At 37.6% G+C, this 22,360-nt stretch carries 21 protein-coding genes and 1 riboswitch; of the genes, 7 read left to right on the top strand and 14 right to left on the bottom strand.

The features are described 5' to 3' along the window. Positions 1-149 precede the first annotated feature (149 nt). Both ACQKEV_RS00615 and ACQKEV_RS00610 read right to left on the bottom strand, forming a co-directional pair. Positions 150-710, bottom strand: coding sequence for a 3D domain-containing protein (locus ACQKEV_RS00615; protein WP_427442374.1), 561 nt, complete (start codon positions 708-710; stop codon positions 150-152). Positions 711-1,254: 544 nt separating this feature from the next. Continuing rightward, entirely contained in the window at positions 1,255-2,163 is a 909-nt protein-coding gene (locus ACQKEV_RS00610; protein WP_427442372.1) for an NAD(P)/FAD-dependent oxidoreductase, read from the bottom strand. A gap of 150 nt (positions 2,164-2,313) precedes the next feature. Here ACQKEV_RS00610 and ACQKEV_RS00605 point away from each other — a divergent pair, with 150 nt between their 5' ends. Continuing rightward, positions 2,314-2,820 (top strand): cupin domain-containing protein, encoded by a 507-nt coding sequence (locus tag ACQKEV_RS00605; protein ID WP_427442370.1) that lies wholly within the window; start codon positions 2,314-2,316, stop codon positions 2,818-2,820. A gap of 90 nt (positions 2,821-2,910) precedes the next feature. Here ACQKEV_RS00605 and ACQKEV_RS00600 read toward each other — a convergent pair whose 3' ends face one another. The 3 genes from ACQKEV_RS00600 to ACQKEV_RS00590 form a co-directional block, all read right to left on the bottom strand. Continuing rightward, complete coding sequence (locus ACQKEV_RS00600; protein WP_427442368.1) at positions 2,911-4,737, bottom strand: APC family permease; 1,827 nt, start codon at positions 4,735-4,737, stop codon at positions 2,911-2,913. 137 nt (positions 4,738-4,874) lie between these two features. Next, a riboswitch (cyclic di-AMP (ydaO/yuaA leader) is annotated at positions 4,875-5,023 on the bottom strand. 271 nt (positions 5,024-5,294) lie between these two features. Beyond that, positions 5,295-5,921, bottom strand: coding sequence for a spore coat protein (locus tag ACQKEV_RS00595; RefSeq protein ID WP_427442366.1), 627 nt, complete (start codon positions 5,919-5,921; stop codon positions 5,295-5,297). A gap of 202 nt (positions 5,922-6,123) precedes the next feature. Then, on the bottom strand, positions 6,124-9,192 hold the full coding sequence (locus ACQKEV_RS00590; protein WP_427442365.1) for an efflux RND transporter permease subunit: 3,069 nt from the start codon (positions 9,190-9,192) through the stop codon (positions 6,124-6,126). 134 nt (positions 9,193-9,326) lie between these two features. Here ACQKEV_RS00590 and ACQKEV_RS00585 point away from each other — a divergent pair, with 134 nt between their 5' ends. Next, a complete protein-coding gene (locus ACQKEV_RS00585; RefSeq protein ID WP_427442363.1) occupies positions 9,327-10,190 on the top strand; it encodes a TetR/AcrR family transcriptional regulator in 864 nt (287 codons plus the stop codon). 103 nt (positions 10,191-10,293) lie between these two features. Here ACQKEV_RS00585 and ACQKEV_RS00580 read toward each other — a convergent pair whose 3' ends face one another. The 4 genes from ACQKEV_RS00580 to ACQKEV_RS00565 form a co-directional block, all read right to left on the bottom strand. Then, positions 10,294-11,199, bottom strand: a complete 906-nt coding sequence (locus ACQKEV_RS00580) for an HD domain-containing phosphohydrolase (RefSeq protein ID WP_427442361.1) — start codon at positions 11,197-11,199, stop codon at positions 10,294-10,296. Positions 11,200-11,323: 124 nt separating this feature from the next. Further along, positions 11,324-11,752: a hypothetical protein gene (locus ACQKEV_RS00575; RefSeq protein ID WP_427442359.1), complete on the bottom strand. Its 429-nt coding sequence runs from the start codon at positions 11,750-11,752 to the stop codon at positions 11,324-11,326. A 182-nt stretch (positions 11,753-11,934) separates the two neighbouring features. Then, the gene (locus tag ACQKEV_RS00570; protein WP_427442358.1) at positions 11,935-12,330 is read right to left on the bottom strand and encodes a DUF1761 domain-containing protein; all 396 of its coding nucleotides are present in this window, start codon (positions 12,328-12,330) and stop codon (positions 11,935-11,937) included. Positions 12,331-13,097: 767 nt separating this feature from the next. Continuing rightward, positions 13,098-14,051 (bottom strand): TRM11 family SAM-dependent methyltransferase, encoded by a 954-nt coding sequence (locus ACQKEV_RS00565; protein WP_427442356.1) that lies wholly within the window; start codon positions 14,049-14,051, stop codon positions 13,098-13,100. A 232-nt stretch (positions 14,052-14,283) separates the two neighbouring features. Here ACQKEV_RS00565 and ACQKEV_RS00560 point away from each other — a divergent pair, with 232 nt between their 5' ends. After that, positions 14,284-14,478, top strand: a complete 195-nt coding sequence (locus ACQKEV_RS00560; RefSeq protein WP_269926861.1) for a hypothetical protein — start codon at positions 14,284-14,286, stop codon at positions 14,476-14,478. 87 nt (positions 14,479-14,565) lie between these two features. Here the strand turns inward: ACQKEV_RS00560 and ACQKEV_RS00555 are convergent, their stop codons facing one another. The 4 genes from ACQKEV_RS00555 to ACQKEV_RS00540 all read right to left on the bottom strand — a co-directional run bounded on the left by ACQKEV_RS00555 (position 14,566) and on the right by ACQKEV_RS00540 (position 17,892). Continuing rightward, on the bottom strand, positions 14,566-15,222 hold the full coding sequence (locus tag ACQKEV_RS00555; RefSeq protein WP_427442354.1) for a DUF2642 domain-containing protein: 657 nt from the start codon (positions 15,220-15,222) through the stop codon (positions 14,566-14,568). Between the two features lie 17 nt (positions 15,223-15,239). Continuing rightward, on the bottom strand, positions 15,240-16,598 hold the full coding sequence (locus ACQKEV_RS00550; RefSeq protein ID WP_427442353.1) for an arsenic transporter: 1,359 nt from the start codon (positions 16,596-16,598) through the stop codon (positions 15,240-15,242). Next, positions 16,591-16,737 (bottom strand): hypothetical protein, encoded by a 147-nt coding sequence (locus ACQKEV_RS00545; RefSeq protein WP_269926864.1) that lies wholly within the window; start codon positions 16,735-16,737, stop codon positions 16,591-16,593. Before ACQKEV_RS00545 ends, ACQKEV_RS00550 begins: the two co-directional genes overlap by 8 nt. Before the next feature lie 156 nt (positions 16,738-16,893). Then, a complete protein-coding gene (locus ACQKEV_RS00540) occupies positions 16,894-17,892 on the bottom strand; it encodes a hypothetical protein (protein WP_427442351.1) in 999 nt (332 codons plus the stop codon). Between the two features lie 215 nt (positions 17,893-18,107). Between ACQKEV_RS00540 and ACQKEV_RS00535 the strand changes: the two genes are divergently transcribed. From ACQKEV_RS00535 to ACQKEV_RS00520, 4 genes are all read left to right on the top strand, one after another. Continuing rightward, positions 18,108-18,416: a YciI family protein gene (locus ACQKEV_RS00535; RefSeq protein ID WP_427442349.1), complete on the top strand. Its 309-nt coding sequence runs from the start codon at positions 18,108-18,110 to the stop codon at positions 18,414-18,416. Between the two features lie 82 nt (positions 18,417-18,498). Further along, the gene (locus ACQKEV_RS00530; protein WP_427442347.1) at positions 18,499-18,684 is read left to right on the top strand and encodes a YfhD family protein; all 186 of its coding nucleotides are present in this window, start codon (positions 18,499-18,501) and stop codon (positions 18,682-18,684) included. Between the two features lie 30 nt (positions 18,685-18,714). Further along, a complete protein-coding gene (locus ACQKEV_RS00525) occupies positions 18,715-18,903 on the top strand; it encodes a hypothetical protein (protein WP_427442345.1) in 189 nt (62 codons plus the stop codon). 301 nt (positions 18,904-19,204) lie between these two features. Next, on the top strand, positions 19,205-20,878 hold the full coding sequence (locus ACQKEV_RS00520) for a ribonuclease J (protein ID WP_427442343.1): 1,674 nt from the start codon (positions 19,205-19,207) through the stop codon (positions 20,876-20,878). A gap of 346 nt (positions 20,879-21,224) precedes the next feature. Here ACQKEV_RS00520 and ACQKEV_RS00515 read toward each other — a convergent pair whose 3' ends face one another. Then, positions 21,225-22,328, bottom strand: coding sequence for a GerAB/ArcD/ProY family transporter (locus ACQKEV_RS00515; protein ID WP_427442342.1), 1,104 nt, complete (start codon positions 22,326-22,328; stop codon positions 21,225-21,227). Positions 22,329-22,360: the final 32 nt, after the last annotated feature.

The following is a 22,360-nucleotide window of genomic DNA, read 5'->3' as shown; positions in this document are numbered from 1 at the left end:
GTTTGACTCCTTCATTGTAACTAAATGCAGGTTTTCCTGCAAGTTTTGTCATTCCTTTGTAAACTTTGTGTCATTAAAACTTTTGATATCCACCATCAACTAAAAAAAGCTTACCCGCCCTAATCGGCAAGTAAGCTTTAATACATAGTTTAATTTAAAATTTTAATTTTAACTGTTTTGCGTCCCCATTTTAAAGCACTTGTCTGGTTTGGCATAAACAAATCAATTTTATTTCCTTTAATTGAGCTACCTGTATCGCCTGCAATCGCGTATCCGTAGCCTTCAACATATACTTTTGTTCCAAGTTTAATAACGCTTGGGTCAACAGAAATTACTTTTAAGTTTGGATTCTTTTTTAAATTAATACCAGTTGCCGTAATGCCAGAACAACCTCGGCAATTCCCTGTGTAGGCAGTTGTCGATACCATGAACTCTTTTACAACTGTGGTATTCGAACGGGATGGCGTTTTTTTCTTAGCGGCAGCAGTAGTAACTTTTTTTAATTTGATTTTTTGGTTCGGTTTAATCACGTCAGTTTTTAGGTTATTAATTGATTTTAATGTAGAAACTGTAATGTTATATTGTCTGGAAATTTTATATAATGTATCACCTTTTTTAACTGTGTGCACAGAAGCAGCGGCTTCCGAATCATTGGCAAAAGCGACGAGGAACATTAGTACAAAACTTAACACGAAACTGAATTTTTTCAAGTTGGTAGTTCTCCTTTATTTCTCGTTTGTAGAAATAAAATAACATTTAAACATTACAGTTTCATGACAAAACATAAGATATTTCTTTACAATTTGAGGGTGTTTATATTACTAAGGAAAAACACTAGTATTTTAAAGTTCAACAAAACATAGGTATTTTTGACTAACATACTCGAAAATCGCCATGAAAAAATGGCAGGGACCGCCACTTCGCATTCCGTGGGTTTGGCTTCAGCCACCTATGGGGGTCTTCAGCTCAAGCTATTCCCACAGGAGTCTTCGTGGCGATCCCTGCCTTACTTTTATTACGAGTATGAGGCTATAATGTGACCTGAAATTTATAATGACCTTCTCCCACTAGATGATGTGTTTAAGAACAGCGAGTGAACAACTTTTAATTGCATCCTATAGGCAACATTCATTTCTAATGTTTAAAGTGGTTCTAAAAACACCTGCCATACTTAGTGCACGGCACATCAAAATTCTATATTTATTATCTATTTAAAAATCACCCCCAGTAATTACAAATGGAGGTGCATCAATATTATTTGTCGCTTCCTAATATTCCCTCGTGAGTCAACTCTACATTCACCGCCATCGCAGCTTCCGCCCCACTAGCAGCCGCTATGATTAATTGTGCTGGGTAAACGTTAGACGCTTCTCCGGCAACAAACAGGCCATGGATCTTCGTTTTTCCTACCTCGTCCGAATGATGGCCACCAGTATCATTTAATTTAACTCCAAGGCGAGTACCTAACTCACTTGCCTGTTCGAGCTCTGGTGTAATAAAACCAGCCATGCGTTCTATGGTGTTACCATTTTCCAACTCTATTTTTTGGAGCTTTCCTTCTTTTCCGATTAAAAGACGAATCGGACTTGTCTCAGCCCTAAGCTCATTTTTTTGTATTTCTTTCGATTGGCTTTTCGTCAATTCTTCCCCATTCGTAAATAGGACGAGATCTTGAGACCAATTTCGTAATATCTTGGCGGTGTGAAGGGTGTAATCAATCCTTCCAAACAAGGCGAGTGGTTGATCTCGTACTTCCCAACCATCGCAATACGGACAATTGAAAATACTTGTACCATAAAAATCTCGCAGATTTGGGATATTTGGAAATTTCTCTTTCACCCCCGTGGCCAGAATGACTTTACGAGTAGTCCATTGTTTTTTCATTTCAGTTTTTACTAAGAATCCAATCTTCTCTTTCGTAATTTCCACCACTTTGTCTTTCAAAGTCTGGATAGTTGGGTACCGACTGAACTCTTGATGGGCAATCGCTCTGAATTCTGCTGGTTTTACGCCATCTCTCGTGATAAAACCGTGAGAGGCGTCCGTTATTTTATTGCGTGCTTCATTACTATCGACTAACACTACATTTCTTCTTGCTCTTCCTAATACTAGAGTGGCATTTAATCCTGCTGGACCTCCACCTACTACTGTGCAATCTATCATTCTCTTCCTCCTAAATATAACTATTCTAGTAACGTATTTCCCGATTTATACTTATAATCTTTCCTTCTTTGGATTCAATCAAACCGAAAGATTATTTTTTGTTCAAACGGGTAGTTATGCTATTAACAGCACCAAAAGGGAGGAGTAATTGTGATTAATTCTACTTATAAACTATTTAAGTTCGAAGATGATGGCACTATTCCAAATAATCCAGAATTACCAGTAATCTTATATCCCGGCGTTTTCAAGCAGCATCCACAAGAAATAGAACCGACTTTCAGATTGAATAATTGGCGAAACAGTTGGGTTGATGGCGTGTTTGACTATCATCATTACCATAGCAATGCACACGAAGTTTTAGGCGTGCGCTCTGGATCTGCCATATTAAGACTAGGGGGTAAAAACGGGGAAACAGTTGAAGTTAGGACAGGGGATGTTTTGGTTTTGCCTGCAGGTACGGGGCATAAAAAAATTAAGGGCAGTGCAGACTTCGAAGTTGTTGGAGCATACGCCGAGGGTAAAGAATACAACCTTAAAACAGGTCAATCCAATGAAAGACCTCATGTTATAAATGAAATTAACCAAGTTGCCGCTCCTTCAATGGATCCCGTATTCGGGAATTACGGACAAGTGATTGATCGATGGATACTTGAATAGCTAATATCTTGAAGCATTTTAAAAATGCATCCATCACTTTAAATTCTTGGATGGATGCATTTTTTTGCAGTAGTTATCTATATTTCTATATTACTTCTTGAAACGATAAGGAACTGTAGTTACAACAACATCTCTGCGATATAGCAGGATGGCTCTGATCAGTAAACTTGACTGATTGTGAAGGATATTATGCCACCCTTTTTTCGGGATAAACTGAGGAATCAAGACGGTTACACGATGGTTTGATTCATTTGCCTTATATTCCACCGTACGAATAAATTTCCCCAATGGTTGGGTAATACTCCTATATTGAGAATGCAAAGTAACAAGCCGAACATCAGGCTGGAATTTTTTCCACTTTTCTTGGAAAATATGTTCATCTTTTCTCTCAAAAGATACATATACGGCAATAATTTGTGTCGGCTTAAGTGACTTGGCATAGTTTAATGAGTTTTCAACTACATGCGTGATTCCTGCGACCGGCACAATAATGACGTTTCCTTCTATTGGCATTGCAGGTTCACAAGTAGATATACTTAACTGTTCGCCAACAGAAATATAATGTTGCTTTATTTTATGGAAAATATATACGAGCAGAGGCAAAAAGATTAGAACCGCCCAAACCTGTCCGAATTTGGTAATAAAGAAAATCATCATGACCGCAAAGCTGATAAATGCCCCGACAAAGTTAGTGATTAGTTTGACCATCCAACCCTTTGGCTTTTCCCTCATCCATTTAACGAGCATCCCTGTTTGAGATAACGTAAATGGAATAAATACTCCGACTGCATAAAGCGGAATAAGTTGTTCCGTTTGTCCTTGGAAAACAATGATGAGAAGGATGGAAGTAATTCCAAGTGTGATAATCCCATTGGAATAGCCCAATCGATCGCCTCTCATTTTGAACATGCTTGGAATGTATTTATCATTCGACAGGCTGAATGCCAAAAGCGGAAAAGCTGAATATCCTGTATTAGCTGCAAGGACCAGGATCAAGGCAGTCGTACCTTGTATGAAATAATACATGTAGTTTCGCCCAAAAATCTCGGAAGCCATTTGTGAAATCACAGTTTCCTCCACTTTGGGAGATATTCCGTAGTAATAAGCCAGAAAGACAATTCCGGTGAATAACAAAGCGAGCAATGAACCCATCATTACTAACGTTTTTGCTGCATTTTTTGCTGCTGGGTTTTTAAAGTTTGGAATTGAGTTCGAAATGGCTTCAACCCCGGTTAATGCAGAACTTCCGGATGCGAATGCTCTGAGCAATAGGAATAAAGTGAGACCCGCAACAGGTGTACCTAGAGGTGCATGCAAATCAGGTGACACATTTCCCGTAATAATGTTGAAAAGACCCACGCCAATCAGAATAAATAAAGCGATAACAAACAAATAGACTGGATACGCTAGTATGGACGCCGATTCGGTAATACCTCTTAAATTCAAGATGGTAACAAAGATAACGAGTACACTTGCAATGGCCACATTATGATCGTGCAGGCTTGGGATTGCGGAAGTAATGGCATCGGTACCTGCCGAGACACTTACTGCAACCGTCAGGATATAATCCACCAACAGCGAGCCGCCTGCTATCAACCCTGCATTTTCACCAAGATTCTCTTTCGCCACAACATAGGCGCCACCGCCACGTGGATAAGCAAAAATAATTTGTCTATATGATAAAATAAGTGCCAACAACAGAACAAGGACACCTATTGCAATCGGAATCGAATACCAAAACGCGATTACCCCTACCGTAGCCAATACAATCAAAATCTGTTCCGGTCCATATGCTACAGAAGATAATGCATCTGACGATAGGATGGCTAAAGCTTTTGTTTTGTTAAGCTTTTGATCACCTAACTCAGATGATTTTAATGGACGACCGATTAAAAATCTTTTTACTGCCGACAACATGTTTTCCACTTCTTTCTTTGATGAGCCGTCGTTTGGACAGCCTTGGATGCACTGCGAATTCCTGTAAAAGAACAACAAAATAGCCCACTAGGCATAGGGAAATAGCCTAGTGGGCTTATAGCATTCTCACTAGTTCGTATTTCTCTCTCATGACGCTTACGGAGTTAGCTGTCGGGTTTGGGCTAAAAGAGTAGCCCTACCTACATTAGTAGGATTCACCCCAAGCGGCTGAGATAGCCACGATAAGTGGGTCCCCCGTTCCAAATGGATTAAGCGATTTAGAAATATGAAACTGAAGATTATAGTACTCCCATAAAAACAACTTGTAAATATAAATTTTATATCTTTTACAATGTCTTAATATTGTTAGTTTATGCGTTAAAAGAATATACTCTTGCAACATCCGTCCATTATTACTTTAAATAACATAATTTTGTTGACTCATGTGGAATATACGACTAGCACAAATGTATGATAAACAACATTTTGCATTATGTTTTAACAGACCCAATAAAAAAGGACCAGATACTTTGGTCTGGTCCACCTTTTTAATCTTATTAATGAGTTCCCGCGTGTTGGATAGAAGATGGTGCGTAAGAATTCACAATGGCCATCGTGTCTTGTTGTGCAAGCTGCGGCACTTGGTAATAATGGTGTTTGTTTTGATAAATAGAGACTTCGTATGCCATTTCAATGCAGTTTGGCACCGAGTCTGCAAGTACTCGACGAACTACGGGGTTAGTGGTTTCTAAGGCGCACATTGCTTTTAAAGAGGCACCTGATTTGTGAACACCCAGCATGAAGCCTGAAATAATTTCATCTGACAACTCTGCACCAGATTGAATCGGTTTCTTCGGTTGTGAAGGTTTTAAACCAAAGATGAAATCATTATCTTGTTTCATCATGTATTTTTGAGTTGTTTTAGACGGATCCATACCTGTTTTGAAACATTCTGCTGTAATGTTGTATTCCTCTTGCATGAAGCTGAATTGTCTATCCAACATCGTTAATAATTCCTGATCTTGAACATGAGGGCGTAATAAAGTAAATTGGTTTAATCCCGCAACAGAAGCAGACAATACTTCATGAACATCAAACATTTCGTGACCACCATGATTCATTTGTGGTGGCACTGGACCTGTATGCATATTTTCGTGCATTTGACCTTGTGGATTTTGAGTCATTTATTAATTTCCTCCTTGTTTCATTTAATGTGCATCAGAACTAGTTTGCATCGAAACAAAAATGCTATTCACAACGTTTTTAAAAACGTTTGAATCAAACCCTGAAATGTAAACTTAATCGGAGCCATTTTAATAATCTTGATAAATAAAAAAACGTGCTGAAGGATAAAATAATCCTCAGCACGTTTTCAACAATTGTTTCTTATTCTTCTTCGGAAAGTTTTCTTTTTCGGAACTTCCCTAAAAATTCATATACCACTGGTACTACGATTAGAGTCAATAACGTCGAGCTTGTCAGTCCACCAATAACCGTGACACCCAAGCCTTTGGAAATCAAGCCACTGCCTTCAGCGCCAATCGCTAATGGTATCAATGCTCCGATTGTTGCGATTGCTGTCATCAGGATTGGTCGTAATCTTGTTACGCCGGCTTCCAAAATAGCATCACGTGTACTCAAACCTTCTTTTTCTTTATGAATGACACGATCGACTAATACAATGGCATTCGTTACTACGATTCCAATAAGCATAAGCGCCCCAATCATCGTGGAAATGCTAATCGTTTCTCCAGCGATCAGCAAGGCAACCAATGCTCCACTGATTGTAAACGGTAATGAGAACAATATCGCGAACGGCGCAATTGCTCCGCCAAATGTCACAACTAGAATCAAGTAGACAATGGCAATCGCTGCTAGCATCGCCAACCCAAGTTGCGTGAACGATTCTTGCATATCCGCTGTTACACCAGCTGTTTCGATAGTAACGTTCGCAGGAAGATCGAGTTTATCAACTTTTTTCTGAACTATTTTCGATTCAACAGAAATGTCATCGGTTGTTATTTTACCTTTCACACTCGCATAAATCTGCCCATCTCTTCTCGTAACGGTATCAGACGTTTTGCCGTCAGTAACTGTTACAACATCTTTTATAGCTACTTCCATTCCAAGTGGCGATGGGATAGTTTTATTCAATAATTCTTCCAATGAATCTGGTTTTTCTTTCATAGTATCAATGTACACTTCGAATGTTTCGCCATCTTGCTCAATTGTTGTCAACATTTCGCGCTGCACATTTGGATTTAGTGCCATCCCTACTTGAGCGGCCGTCAATCCATATTGAGCAAGTTTTGTTTGGTCTGCCACTAAAGTATGTTCTTCATAGGAATCTGCAATTGTTGATCCTACGTTAGCGATGTTTTTACCTTCATTTAGAATCTTTTCAATATCACGGATTACAGGTTCAATCGTTTCCAAATCTTTACCATATACAAAGTAGCTTATTTCATTACTGCCACCACTTGTTGCAAAGTCTTGTGATTTCCATTCCCCTGTCGTCTTGAACTTTTGAACTTCTTTCATCGCTTGTTCTTTTTCTAAAGTAAACTCTGGTGTTTCATCTTCATAAATGACATACATCAAAGCTCCGTTGTTTTGTCCAGGCATCATCGGATTTTCACCACCGATTGATACTTGAACACTTTCCACATTTTTACGATCAATGAAGAATGCCTCGACATAAGAAACTGCCTCTTCTACATCTTCTTTCGTTTCACCTGGTTTAGGTGTATAGGTGACATACATCATTTTCTCATCTTCTTCAGGCAAGAAACTTGTGCCAACGAACGGAACTAAGGCTAGACTGCCTGCAAAAAGGGCAACTGCCAATAAAGTTGTAATTAATTTATGATTAAGTGTCCATTTAAGAATTGAACGGTATATACCTGCAATTTTACCTGGCTTTTCAGGATTATGTGTATGTTTGTCCCCTAATCCATTTTTAAATAGCGAGTGGGACAACATCGGTACCAGCGTAATGGCCACTAAAAGTGAAGCCAGTAACGCAAAGACAATCGTTAATGCGAATGGTAAGAATAATTCGCCCACCATTCCCCCAACTAAACCGATTGGTAAAAACACAGCAATTGTTACGAGAGTTGATGAAAGGATTGGTACAAACATTTCCTTTGTCGCTTCTCGAATAAGGGCTTTCCCTCTTAACTTTTCAGTTGGTGAGGCCATTCTTCGGTATATGTTTTCTACAACAACTATGGAATCATCAATTACTCGACCGATTGCTACGGTCATAGCCCCTAAAGTCATCATGTTCAGTGTGATGTCCATTTGTTTAATCAACAATACGGCGATTAATAATGATAGAGGGATTGAAATAATCGCAATCAGTGTTGAACGTATATTTCTCAGGAATAGTAAAATAATCAATACAGCAAAACCAGCACCAAATAATGCCTTACTCAGCATCGTTTCTACTGATTTTTCAATTGGTTCACCTTGGTCAAATGTAAAGACGATTTCGAAGTCAGCATTGTCCTTTTCAAATGTCTTCACTTCTTCTTTCATCAAATTCACAACATCTACCGTATTGGCACCTTGAGATTTTACAACTTGTACAGCGATCGATTCTTTCCCATTCGTACGAGAAATTGATTCTGCTTTACCAACAAGTTCGATATCTGCCACTTCGCCCAATTCCACCATTGTAGGTTTAGATGGGACTGCATCGGGACTAGTTGCGACAACCGGAATTTGAATTTTTTTCAAGTCATCAATCGAAGTAATATCTCCATCGACAACAACAGATTTTTCCGTACCGTCAAACGGGAAAAGACCTAAAGGAAATGTTACGTCAGAGCCTTTTACCATTCCTTTTACCATCTCTTCAGTCAGTCCATATTCAGCCAACTTCTCTAGGTTAAACTTAAAACTGACTTCATTTAGTTGCTGACCAGTAACCGCAACGGAAGAGACTCCTTCAATTCCTTTTAATGTAGGAACGAGGTTCGTTTCTACATTTTCCGTAAGGTCCGCTAGGTTATCTTTTTCACTTGATACACTAATTGCGGCTACAGGAAATGCATTGATGCTTACTCGAGCGACTTTAGGCTCTTGTGCACCTGCCGGTAGTGGAATATTTTTAAGAGCAGCAGCTACTTCCGCTTCTGCTTCTTTCATATCTGTACCAAATTCAAACTCAATTTGGAGGGAAGAAGCATTTTGATAAGAAGAAGACATAACCATTTTCACGCCTTCTAAATTTTGAACAGCTTTTTCATGTGGTTCTGATAGTTCGTTGACTACCTGGTCAGGAGTCGCTCCTGGATAAATCGTTGTTGCTGTAACAACAGGAACCGTGATATCCGGTATTGTTTCTAGTTTCATCTGTAAACCAGCTGTTATGCCAGCCACCGTTATAACAATGGTCATTAACCATACTGCAAACTTGTTCTTTAAAACAAAATTAATGATGTGGTTCATTGTGTCTGTTCACTTCCACCCTACATTATTTGACCAACTGGTCATAATCACTCATAATATTACTGACTGGTCATTCAAAGGTCAACTATTAACCTATTATTTTACATCGTTTTTTTCAGAAAAGAGGCTTAAATATGACAAATAAAAAACATTTAATCATTGAACAGGCTTTGCACTTATTCGCCTCTCAAGGATTTGAATCTACATCCATCCAAGAAATCACCGATGCTTGTGGCATCTCAAAAGGTTCTTTTTATTTATCATTTAAATCAAAAGATGAATTGCTTCTTTCGATTTTTGAATACTTTTTCAGTGAAATATCTAAAAGATTTACAGAACTTGATGCCATGCAACACGTGACTCCTAAAGAAAAATTTCATCAGTTATTAATTATTCAATTCGAAGAGATCGACCGACATGCCGATTTCATCTTGATGCAAATTAGAGAACAGACGAACCCAATGAACAAGAATATGACAGAACTGTTAGCTTCGATGCAGATACAACATCATACAATTTTGCATAAAACATTTGTGGATGCTTATGGGAAAGATATTGAACCGTACGTTGCTGATCTGATTGTTATGGTAAAAGGACTTGTTCATGGCTATATCGAAATTATCCTGACACATCGCCATCAATTAAATACGCATCAATTATCTGCTTTTCTTATGGAACGAATAGACGATATCGTTGCTTCTTTTTTATCAAGACTGCCAGAACCTTATTTAAGTCTTCCTATGTTAAATAAGAATTTATTGCAAAATTTAGCTTCGAATTCCCCCAAAAAAGTCCTTCTTCAAGAAGTTTTAGAATGCAGAACGAACACAGTCGATGAAGATTTACTTGTGACCTTGGATGTAATTGCAGAGGAATTAAAAAAAGACAAACCTAGAATCCCTGTTATAAAAGGAATGTTGGCTAACCTTGCGGGAGATGAGGAAATGCTTTCGTTGCAGAACCAGTTGATGGTTTACGTTAAGAATCAAACGGATTAATTGCGAGGGAAATTGTTATCCTATGTTCTAAAATGTTTTTAAGAACAAAAAAAGACTTGTCGTCGTGATAAGTCTTTTTTGCATGGTAAAAAGATTAAGTTTATTAAACAACGCCTTCCTCTTTTAATACCTGTTCAAATTTATCCACTACTTCTTTATCATAATGAGTGTTCGAAAGTTTTTTCAATTCATCCAATGCGTATTGAGCACTGAAAGCTTTCCGATATGCACGGTCTTCGGTCATTGCATCGAATGTATCACTAACAGCAATAATACGGGCTTCAAGAAGTATCTCGTCATCTTTCAATCCCTTTGGATAGCCGCTACCATTTAACCGCTCGTGATGCTGTTCGATAATGATTGCTACATCCTCGTAAGCGCTTCCTTTAATCATTTCAGCTCCATCAGCTGGATGCTTTTTAATTACTTCAAATTCTTCGTACGTCAGTTTATCCGGCTTATTCAATATTTCTTTAGGAATATGTATTTTACCAATGTCGTGTAAAAAGGACGCTGTTGCAAGATTTTCTAATTGCTCATCATTTAATTTAAATTTCCTAGCTATTTTCAATGCATAATTGGCGACTCGATCACTATGCATATATGTATGTTGATCTTTGATTTCTACTTGTTTAACAATCTCCATGAACGTAGACATTTCATTTTTAAGGACGCTAAAAGTTTTTTCAGTTATTACCCATAGAAAGGTTACGTCTGTTAATGCTGTAAAATGGGTCGGTTCAGTAATTCCTTTAGCTGTGAAAGAATCATGTGGACCTAAAATCACTTTTTCTCCATTAAGTTCGCAGACAATCTTTCCCGACAAAATAAAATAGTATTCCATCACTTCTGCATTTTCAGTAGGATAAATGTAAAATAATCTATCCTTCTCAATAGTTTGAAGCAACACTTCAACTCCATCACCATCAGCCAGTAAGCTTATTTCGTTTTTATCATATATTACTTTTTCCAGAAATGACCCTTTATGTCCTATGCTAAAACCTTCCATAACGAATTCTCCTCTGTACAAACTTCTCAAAAAAAATGAGTTCTATGAAAGAACTCATTTTTTCTAATTATACCAATATTAAAATAAAACGATAGAGGATTATTAAAATAATAATTGCGATGTTTTAGTGTCCACCAATCCCAATTACACGAAGTGGATCAATCCATACTAAACGATGAGCAAAGCGTACCAGTACCCAAGAACATTCTGCCTGAACGCCAGCTTCAGCAGCTATTGCAATCGTTTCTTGAGACATTTTCAACGTTTCGTTATAAACGTCATCAATAATCACATCTAGATTAGCATTATACGTTTTTGTTAATTGAAGGAATTCAGATGCACTCTTCGTTTTACGAACGTCATTTAAGTACTGAGCTTGAAGCTCATCTGCAGCTTTCACACCTTCTTCAATTTTCACATCGATTGCTTCGTTTGTGGATTCGATAAGCTCAAGTGCATTTACTACAGAATAATCAAGTTCTTCTGCTGATGCATTTGTTCCTAAACTGAAGAATAATGATGCCGTAAATAAAATTGCTAACAACTTTTTCATGTCTTATTCTCTCCCCAAAACTATGTTTTTTTGTGTATATACATAATACAATAGGTAAAATGTTTACCATTGTAATGATGTTGTAGTGAATATTGGTTCATTTTCAATTAGTATAACTCTATTTAACTTATCTGACTATATTTATTTGTAATTTTTTGTATTATTTGATATCTAATGACTTTCTATGACATGAATCCGTGCAACGCACCTAATAAGATGAAAATCACTAGATGATCGCCAATCGCTATCATCAACGATTGATTTGTCATAAGTCCAAACAATCTATTTTTCACGTACACCAGGGTAATAATGAACCCTACCATAAATCCTACTAGCATCCCGGGTCCAAACCCGTCCGCCCCTGTAGCCTCTACTAAAATTGCCATGATGAATGAACTAATGAACGCTACTATCCCTGAAAAGATATACTTCATTGGTCCTTCAATTTCATTATGCTTTTTATCAGGATGTTGATCACCACCTAGTCTAATGGAGTAATAAACACCTCCATAAACCATGTATAAAAAACCACCAATAATAATGGCCAGTACATTCAATTCGTTTAAATCGGCTAACATAGAAATCTCTCCTTTCTCAACTTAATTCAATTTTACCTGTCGGAATTCCTGCAAGCTCACATCTTTTGTTACCAATAATTTCATTTATAAATGGATTTATATGGATATAGAGTTATAGTTATCCTTGAACTTCAATCCTCTATCATTTACCTGAACGAAAAACCTTGCGAAGTGATTCTGTTACTTTGCGAGGGTCATTCTTCTGGGCTTTGTTGTAATAATCGGGGTTGACGTAGGAATTATTCACGTTGAGTAGGAACTATCGGAGGGCACGTAGGAAAAATTGAGTTGACGTAGGAATTATCGATGGGCACGTAGGAAAAATTGGCGTTGACGTAGGAATTATCGGAGGGCACGTAGGAAAAATCGGGGTTGACGTTGTAAAAGCATCTTTTGGCTGGTGTTTCTTCGCGGCAATACCTTCTTGGTTACACTAAACTGCGAAGAGTAATCGCAGTAGCCAAACAACACTCGAACACACAGTCGCAAGTCCGCGGAAAGCGTAGCTGATCAGCGACATGTTATTCGCATTTACTAGTACAGTTTCTGCAAAGGCAATTATTTTCTCTTAAGAATGAGGTTATTTGAAAAATTTTAGTTATTTATATAGAAGAAAACCATTTTCTGTAGAAACTTTTTTCTTTTGATCCAAAATTAATTTCCTTTTTATAATTCTCATACTTGTTGGCTCATGTGGAACATATAGATGCGTCAATGTAAAAAACCTGTCCTCCACTAATTTGGAAGACAGGCTTTCATATTTTCAGCTACTGACATACTAAAACTTCTCTGGAAAATAGGCCTTTTTTGGCTACACATCGGTCGATGATCTGGAAACCAGCTTCTTCAATCATGTGATCAATTGTTTCAATCGTGACGACCACGAGTTTCTTTGAAAAAGGTCGTGCATGCTTGAGAATAGAAAGTTGATCTTCTGGAGTGGCGTGAGTGTAGAGATTGTATGGCATATCAATTATGGTGGCATCATAGTTGGACGTTACTTCCGCAATCGGCCCAAGGTCAACGTCTCCAGATAAACCGAAATGTGCTATGTTTTCACGTGATCCTAAAACGACCAGTGGATTAATATCGCGGCCTACTATGTCGATTCCCATTGACAGTGCTTCCACTAAGACGGTACCGATTCCACAACAAGGATCAATCGCTCTCACACCTTCTGGATTCGGTACTGCAATATTGGCCACTGCTCTGGCAACTCGTGTACTTAAGGCAGTGGAGTATTCACGCGGTTTTTTTAAATGATGTAACCACACGGCTTCGTTTTTCAGGTATTTCCCAAAATACCACCGTCCTTCAAATGGCACTAAACCAAATGTTATATCGGGATTATGAACATCCGCTTCCCCTTCAATAATCAGGCCAATTTCCCGTTCAATTTCACGCTTTTGTTGGTATTCCACTTTTTCCGTTGCAGCCAAATCATTAATTTTGACAAAAATAACTTTAAACGTAGAATCCAACATATTAACATCTTCCACTTGCTTTAAAATATCCGAAAGCTCATCTCCATCAAAAATCACTTGAATTCGTTCCTTCATAAAAGGACTTCTGCTCGGGTTTATTTCTTTAGAGCTTTTGAGTATTTTAGCTTGTGTATCCTTCTCAAAAAAAAATCTCATTTCCAAATGACATAAAGATTCTTCGTCACCGGTATATGCGTATGTATAAATAAAATCGCCAGTTGGCGCAAGTTGATTCAAATTATTCCCATCCTTTATCATGCTCTTGAAGGAGCAGTTACTTGTTAGTATATCAAGTGGCGGATATTTATGCCGCGAATGTGAAGAATAATTCATGCGCAAGTTTTATCGATAACTAAGTGAATTGTTTATCGATAATATTATTTTAGAAAAACTTTTTTTGTGTACATAAAGAAGAACTTTTCTACCCATACTTACTACGTACGGCCAACTTGAAAGGAGACATGATCAAATGCCAAAAAACAATCAGAATTCTTCAGGTAAAAACACTCGTAACAACACGCAAACACCTCCGAAAACCGGGCAAGCAAAAAATGGTGCTACTGGTCGTGAAGAATTCTCTCGTGAATTAACTGAAATCATTAACAAAAACACGCAAACTGGGCAAAATCAAAAAACAGCTCAAAAACGTAAAAACAACAAGTAATTCAATGTAAAAATGAAAAGAAGCAGGTTTTCCTAAATTGGATACCTGCTTCTTTTCTCTATATAAAAGGCAAAACTGCCGCCTGTTTTATTTTCCCTCATGCATAGACTTGAGATGGGCCATGTTTAAATAAATGGTTTTCCCATTTCCTTTTACCAATTCCACCAAAATATTTTCAACACCATTCAGGATTCCGATTTTTTCGGAATCTTTCCCTAAATCAAATAGCACTATTTTCCCTAAGGACTTTTTCATTTGCTCTTCAAATGTTTGAGCGAATGATTCGCCAGAAGAATGGATTTGTTGACCTGTCTTGATTTGATAAGGGGTTTGGTTGAGGTATGGGATTAGCCATTTTAGGTGCGCAACTGGAATGTACATCGTTTTAAATGCCGGCGAATTGAATACAATATAGTCTTCCTGAACGTTTTGGATATAACCGTGAACATGATGATTGCCGGTTAAGAAAAGCTCCACAAATATACCGGATGCGTTCGTCAAGATCTGTTTCAGGGATAGCTGTTTCCCCTCGAATGGTGCTGTTTCAGCATTCATGTATTCTGTATCCGTCGATTCTCCCTTGTTAACTGAAAGAAGATGGACGACTGGTAAATACACATATTGTCGACCGTTAAAGAGGACGATTAGGTCAGAACCTAATTCCAATAGCTTTCCTACAATCGTTTTTTTGGAGGATACTTCAACCTCTATTATTTGTCCTATATATGATCTAAGGCTATTCATTAATTCAACTCCTTTACTTATAAAATGAAGAGAAGCCACAAATTAAATGCAATCAACGTGACGAAAAGAGTCAATGGGATGACTAACAAAGCGACTTTAAAATATTTGGACCAGGTGATATGAACGCCATTTTTCCTTAATACAAACATCCATAACAAAGTGGCCAGTGTTCCTAATGGAGACAGTAAGGCACCAATATCGCTCCCGATGATGATGGCTATATAAGAAACTTGTAGCGTTTGCAAATCCAACCCCATATCTGTAATCATCAATGTTCCTAACATAACGGAGGGTAAGTTATTCATCAGATTGGAAAGAATACTAACTAATAGCCCAGTGATAAAACTTGCAAAGACAAAATTTTGTTTCATCATGCCTTCAAATAATTCGTTAAAAAAAGTGGTGATTCCCGTATTGTTCAATGCATACACCGTGACGTACATACCAAATGCAAAAACGAGAATATGCCACGGCGCTTTTTTAATTACGTCCAGGATTCCCATTCGCAAACTGATCCATCTAACTATGATTAATAAAACTGCACCAACAATAGCTATCGCCTCAATAGAGATGCCGTACGTAGGTAAAATAAAATAGCTTCCTCTAATGATAACAACTAAACTAATACACACTCTGAACAAAGACCAATTGATCGCTTCCAGCGGTTGAGGTATCCCTGACAATGGATGTGTCTGATGTGAATTTGAGATAAATCGTTCAATGGAGGTGTTGTTTAACGTGGATATGTTCTTTGGGATATCTTTCTTAAAGAGAAGATATAGTAACAAGCTGAGTGTGGAGATTCCAACCATGGAAGGAACAAAAGCAAAATGCGTATACGAAATCAAATCCAAACCAACCATTTTCAAACCAATCAGATTGGCAATATTACTTACTCCAATAGGTAAACTAGCTGACGTAGCAATAAATACACCTGCGAATAAATAAGGTAACTTTTGATGGGGTTTCAGCTGTAACATGTTTACGATATGGAGGATGATTGGTGTGGTAATAAGAATACTGCCATCATTATTGAAAAAGATAGTCATTAAAAAACACAGAACCATAATGTACAGGAATAACTTAATTCCAGACCCTTTTGCTTTATTGACGAGATTAACAGCTGCCCATCGGAATACCCCGATACTTTCCAACACTATACACATGACAATGGTTGAAATAATGGTGATGGATGGGCCGCTTACCAGCTTAAATATCTCGAGAATATCACTAAATGGAACAACACCTGCAACAAAGAGCAGCATAGCTCCAATGATTGCTGGGATGGATTCATTTATTCCCTGCGGTCTCCACATGATAAACAAAGTTGTGAGTGCAAATATCGTAAATGTATAAACGAGTACGTATTCATGCATTTGAATTAACCCCATTAAAACGGAATTTCATTTTCTTCTTATTCTTACGGTCAATCGGTAATGCCTGCTCTTCTATTGGAGGTGTTAATAGTTGGTAAAAGAATAGTCCTGAGACCATTAACAAAGAAAAAATGATCATTTCCTCCCCCCTTTCTACTGAAATGGAGAGTGCTCGTCACCCTCTATTTATTATTCTTCTTTCTGAATTCTGCGACTGCGCTTTTTTGTTTACCGGAACGTCTTCTTTGTATAGGAGACGTGTTGGTGGGCGATGTCACTGGAGAAGCCTCAACTACTACTTCTTTTTTTTTTCACTTGCTTGAGATGGCGTTTTTCCTTTTTGCGCTTTTTTCTTCCAACGTCTATTTCTTCGTTTATTGGCAAGATTCAACTCTTCTTCATATGTGCGTTTTGACTGAGTTGATGTTTCTTGATTAGTTGATTCCTGCTTTTCCTGCTTTTGTGATTTGTTTGCTTGCTCGCTATTAGTTGAGGTGTTAGTTGTTTGAGCATTATTGGTTTCGTTTTTTTGTTTATCTTTTTGTTCATCTTTTTGCTCGTCTTTTTGCTCTTCTGATGTATTAATGTTCAGACTGAAATTTTTCACATGATAGGTCGCGATTCGGAAAATTTCATTATTCACAACCAATACAAGGTAATCATCATTGGCTTCCACTAATAAACCTTCCATGCTTTCAGGACCTTTTCTATTGATCTTAATCCAGGAATATTTAAGATTTGTCATTAAATTAGCTGTGTTATCAGCTATTATTTGTTCATAAACTTCCTTCATTTTATTCACATTTGATTCTTCTGTTGTTTCTTCTGTCACAGTGGTATGGTCCTCTTCCACAACTACTTGGCTCGTAGTTGGAATGGGGTGACTGAAGCTCTTGATGTGTTGTTCTTTGTAAAACAGTAATCCGTCCTGTTCCGTATAAAGAACTAAAAAATCATCTTTAACGTCAATCAATGTCCCATACTTCGATTCTGGACCTTTCCCATTAACCCGAATTGTTTGATCCTTGAAGTGACCTACAAGCTCATTAAATGTAGTTGCTTTTACTAGATTGTTGGAGTCGTAAACTTTTAAAATGGAGTTAAATCGAATCTGTGAATTTTCTTTAATACTCTTTATGTGAGCCGTTTTGTAATAAATTATTTCGCCGTCTTCTTTTTGCAACGTTAAATAATCGTCGTTTACATCCAATAAAACGCCTACATTTGAATCTGGGCCACCTCTGTAAACTTGAACCGATCTTCCAACCAATGAGCTTAAATACTCATCTTTCATTCCGTCTTCCCCTTTCTTCTTATCTCAATTAACTACAAACAAATAAAAAAGCCTTTCTGAACTTAAACAGGGCAAATTATTTTGTTAAGTTTATGATTATATATATGTATGTGCTTTTCAGATGCATAGGTAAATAAACCAATTTCCAAATTGCTTAAAGGAATACGTATTTAAATTGGAGAATATATACTCATCATGTTTTTGGGGGATTCAACGTGGAAAAATTGCAATTTTTATATCAACTAAAATTAATTCCGTCTTTACTGGAAGAGACAAATTGGACTGATTATGAAAATAATATTGTTCAAAAGCACTTCGAAGAATTACAGCGATTGCAAAAAATAGGAACGCTCATTTTAGCGGGCAGAACATTAGATATGGATTCATCCGGATTTGGCATTGTCATTTTGGAAGTGAACTCCGAAGAAGAAGCAAGAACGTTGATGGAAAACGATCCGGCAGTAAAAGAAGGGATTATGACCGCCACATTATTCCCTTATCGCGTAGCATTAATTAGAGATTAATTAGTCTTAATTCAGTTACATGAAAACACCCTTTTTTAGCCATACTTTTCAAGAACAAATACTTTGGAAAGAAGGCGAGAAAATGGGTAAAGACAACCATAATTCATCCAGCAACAACAAAAATTCCTTACCGCAGACACCAAAAGCATTGAAACAAACGCCTCAGCAAGCAAGGGAAGAATTTTCTCGTGAGTTCACTGAACTTAACAATACGAATGGGAAACAAGCTAGAAAATCGACAAATCAACAAAATAGAAACAAAAGATAATCAAGCTGTACCCAATTGGAGTGATATCACGTGAGTTTCAATCGCGAAAAAGAGATTTTTTCCGATCCAGCCAATACGATTGTGAGTGTAAACGGAGTTCAAGTGTTTCTCGATAACAAGTTTGAAGATGAAACTTTAAATGAGGAAATCGCAAGAGAAAACCACGAGGAAAATGAAAAAAAATCAATTACGAAGCATCCAGAAAATAAACGGCATTAATACTGACGAACCCCCTTTCTCGTATAAAAGGGGGTTCGTTTTCATTTTCAAAGATGCAGCCTTGAAGCTTGCTGCCAGTAGATATTCTAGTGGTACACCAAGAAGAGCATATCCATCTAGAATTGAACCAACAAAAACTTATCGGAATCTTCACAAATACTCGAACATAAGTAATTGGTTATTGTTTGAAAAGAGCTTTAAAACAGGATTTCGCATTGTAAAACTTTTCCCAAACAATAAATAAAAAGAATATCTTGTGGGAATACTTCTCATAGTCATTTAACTTAGGAGGATATTTAATTTGGATACGGTAGAAAACTCATTATCCATTTTCGCCCTAGGCGGCGTAAATGAAATCGGAAAAAACATGTATGTCCTGCAAGTTGAAAACGACATTGTGGTCATCGACTGCGGATCTAAATTTCCAGATGAAAGCTTACTCGGCATAGATTTAATCATTCAAGATATTTCGTATTTACAAGAAAATAAGGACAAGGTTCGGGCGTTAGTCGTTACACATGGACATGAAGATCATATCGGTGGTATTCCTTACCTATTGAAACAATTAAATATGCCGGTTTACGCCACAAGAATGACATTGGGATTAATTGAAATTAAATTGAAAGAACATGGTCTTTTAAGACAAACTGAGATGAATCTGATTGATTCCAAGTCGAAAATCACTTTCAATGCCATTACATGTACTTTCTTTAAGACAAATCACAGCATTCCAGATTGTTTAGGAATTGCCTTTCACACGCCTGAAGGGACGGTTGTTCATACAGGGGACTTTAAATTCGATCTGACTCCTGTGAACAATGAATATGCGGACATTCATGAAATGGCTGAAATTGGTAAAAACGGTGTGCTCGTATTATTGTCGGAAAGTACGAATGCCGAACGACCGGGATTTACACCTTCTGAATCATTGGTAGGCGGGCACATTGAAGATGCATTTCGGAAGGCCAACAGAAAAATCTTTATTTCTACATTTGCATCCAATGTCCATCGGGTGCAACAAGTAGTGGATGCTGCCCAAAAAACAAACCGTAAACTCGTCTTATTAGGTCGCAGTATGGTGAATGTGGTCTCCGTCGCCATGGAGCAAGGTCATTTAAATGTTCCAGAAGGGATGATCATTGATCCGCATGATATTAAAAGAATGGCACCTGAGAACGTGGCTATACTTTGTACAGGAAGCCAAGGGGAACCGATGGCTGCTTTATCGCGCCTCGCAAGCTCCAACTATCGACAAGTAGAAATTCTACCTGAAGATACAGTGATATTCGCTTCCTCACCAATCCCTGGAAATGAACGAAATGTTTCGCGAGTTATCGATAATTTGTATCGTTTAAGAGCAAAAGTCATTTATGGTTCTGGCAGGGCTACAGGTATGCACGTTTCTGGGCATGCCTGCCAAGAGGAATTGAAGTTGATGCTGACATTGATGAGACCGAAATATTTTATTCCCATTCACGGGGAGCTCAGGATGCTACATCAGCATAGGTTATTAGCCGAATCAGTTGGTGTGGAAAGAGACAACATTTTCATCATCAACAATGGAGATGTTGTAGATGTAAACAACGCCACTGCACGTCAAACGCGAAAAGTCCCTTCAGGAAATATTTTTGTCGACGGATTGGGTATTGGGGATGTAGGGAATATCGTTCTGCGTGATCGCAAGCTGCTTTCTGAAGACGGGATGATTGTCATCGTCGTTACACTTAGTAAGTCGGATGGTCAAATTATTTCAGGTCCTGATACCATTTCTCGAGGCTTTGTCTATGCACGTGATGCAGAAGAGCTGATGAAGGAAGTAGATCGATTAGTTGTGACTACCATTCAAACGACTGAAGCTCCAAATGGACGCCAACGCAATGTACTGAAGCAAAGCATTAAAGCTACTTTAGGGAAGTTTTTATATGAAAAAACGAAGAGAAGACCGATGATTCTCCCCATCATTATCGAGATTTAACTTGATTGCACACATGAATAAAAGCGAACTCCAAAAATTAAAGGAGTTCGCTTTTTTAAATTTATAACTTTACTGGTGTGTCATTTAAAAAAGGTTTCTTCATTTTCCAGTTCGATACGGTAACGATTCACACTCTTGGGGGGAAGATCACAAACATAGTCTTGCAAACACCATCTTCGAAAATAGAAGATGGATGTTTAGTGGACCATATATAAAATTATTCACAAGTTATTCCATTTACTTTTTACTCACACCCAAATGCATCATACTAAAATTCCTCTTCAAGAGTTCCCAGGTTTCAGTTATTGAGTAAACGTCGAATAAGCTTTGACGATATTAATGATGTTCAGGATTCTTTTTTTAATTGGTTTTTGCGTAACGCATATATAACTACTAACAAAAGAGGTAAAAATAATCCTATTGATAATGAATATGAAACAAGCGTTGTACTGTCCCAATTTTTTTGGTAAATAACGTTTGGATAAACCACAAGAGAAAGGGCAATGGCAATCATGCCTAACGGTATAGTTAAGGGACGATATTCTTTTAAATTTAAAATTTGTGCAATCCCTAAAACGGAAGCGTAAAAATAAAGGGTCGCCTTAAAGTAGAGCGCAATAATCCAAAAGGCGGCCATTAACGCCTCGATACGCTGTACAAAATCCCCGATATTTATCCTTTTAGCCAATTCATAGCCAGGATATAACTGTCTTGTAGTATTCTCGGCACCTAATACCGCAACACACAAAAATGTAATGATGATGGTGACGATTCCACCTATTAAGTTTCCAATTAAAAAGGATTTTTTTCCTTGTGTAGCTTTGTTTATAAATGCAGGAAAAATCATTACCAAAATAACAGCATTGACAGAAGAGTAAACCACTAAATTCAGGGATGATTGAACAATTTTTTTTGTTCCTGCCTCATATACAGGTTGTATGTTTTCAAACTTGATTTCTGGTGAAATAAACACCACTAAAATGAGAAATAGGAAGAAGAAAACAACAATTAAGATTTCGGCCGACCTAGCGATTGTCTCTAATCCAAGACGGACACCCATCATGATAATCATTCCCATAAGTGTATTTAGCGCTACCATTGGAGTACTTGGCAGCACATGGATATTTAGAAAAGTTCCAGAATGAGCTAGAAGAGTAGAGGTATAAAGAAAAGAAAGCGACACAAATAAAAGAGAAAATATTGTCCCTATCCATTTCCCAAAGAGTTTATTATTGATTTCAATAAAAGTGAGATTTGGAAACCATTTCCCTATTGTGCAAAATAGCCAAATGACTAGTAACCCAATCCCCATCCCGAATATCGCGGCAATCCAAGCGTCTTGCTTCGCATTTTGAGCTAAGCCTGATGGTACAAGCAAGATGCTCGAACCTATCGTAAATAGGATGACTAGAACAAGAAATTGGTACGAATTTATTTTTACATCCTTCATCATTTCATATCATACCTTCCGCTCCAATAGGA

The organism is Paenisporosarcina sp. NPDC076907 (assembly GCF_050269735.1).
Lineage (GTDB): Bacteria > Bacillota > Bacilli > Bacillales_A > Planococcaceae > Paenisporosarcina.
This window is presented reverse-complemented; position numbering and strand designations above follow the sequence as displayed.

Coding starts and splice junctions, on each gene's coding strand:
- ACQKEV_RS00530 (WP_427442347.1), top strand. CDS start 18,499: ATGGGTAAAGACAACCATAATTCATCCAGCAACAACAAAAATTCCTTA.
- ACQKEV_RS00585 (WP_427442363.1), top strand. CDS start 9,327: ATGACAAATAAAAAACATTTAATCATTGAACAGGCTTTGCACTTATTC.
- ACQKEV_RS00545 (WP_269926864.1), bottom strand. CDS start 16,737: ATGATCATTTTTTCTTTGTTAATGGTCTCAGGACTATTCTTTTACCAA.
- ACQKEV_RS00515 (WP_427442342.1), bottom strand. CDS start 22,328: ATGAAGGATGTAAAAATAAATTCGTACCAATTTCTTGTTCTAGTCATC.
- ACQKEV_RS00560 (WP_269926861.1), top strand. CDS start 14,284: ATGCCAAAAAACAATCAGAATTCTTCAGGTAAAAACACTCGTAACAAC.
- ACQKEV_RS00550 (WP_427442353.1), bottom strand. CDS start 16,598: ATGCATGAATACGTACTCGTTTATACATTTACGATATTTGCACTCACA.
- ACQKEV_RS00610 (WP_427442372.1), bottom strand. CDS start 2,163: ATGATAGATTGCACAGTAGTAGGTGGAGGTCCAGCAGGATTAAATGCC.
- ACQKEV_RS00580 (WP_427442361.1), bottom strand. CDS start 11,199: ATGGAAGGTTTTAGCATAGGACATAAAGGGTCATTTCTGGAAAAAGTA.
- ACQKEV_RS00575 (WP_427442359.1), bottom strand. CDS start 11,752: ATGAAAAAGTTGTTAGCAATTTTATTTACGGCATCATTATTCTTCAGT.
- ACQKEV_RS00570 (WP_427442358.1), bottom strand. CDS start 12,330: ATGTTAGCCGATTTAAACGAATTGAATGTACTGGCCATTATTATTGGT.
- ACQKEV_RS00555 (WP_427442354.1), bottom strand. CDS start 15,222: ATGAATAGCCTTAGATCATATATAGGACAAATAATAGAGGTTGAAGTA.
- ACQKEV_RS00595 (WP_427442366.1), bottom strand. CDS start 5,921: ATGACTCAAAATCCACAAGGTCAAATGCACGAAAATATGCATACAGGT.
- ACQKEV_RS00590 (WP_427442365.1), bottom strand. CDS start 9,192: ATGAACCACATCATTAATTTTGTTTTAAAGAACAAGTTTGCAGTATGG.
- ACQKEV_RS00600 (WP_427442368.1), bottom strand. CDS start 4,737: ATGTTGTCGGCAGTAAAAAGATTTTTAATCGGTCGTCCATTAAAATCA.
- ACQKEV_RS00540 (WP_427442351.1), bottom strand. CDS start 17,892: ATGAAAGATGAGTATTTAAGCTCATTGGTTGGAAGATCGGTTCAAGTT.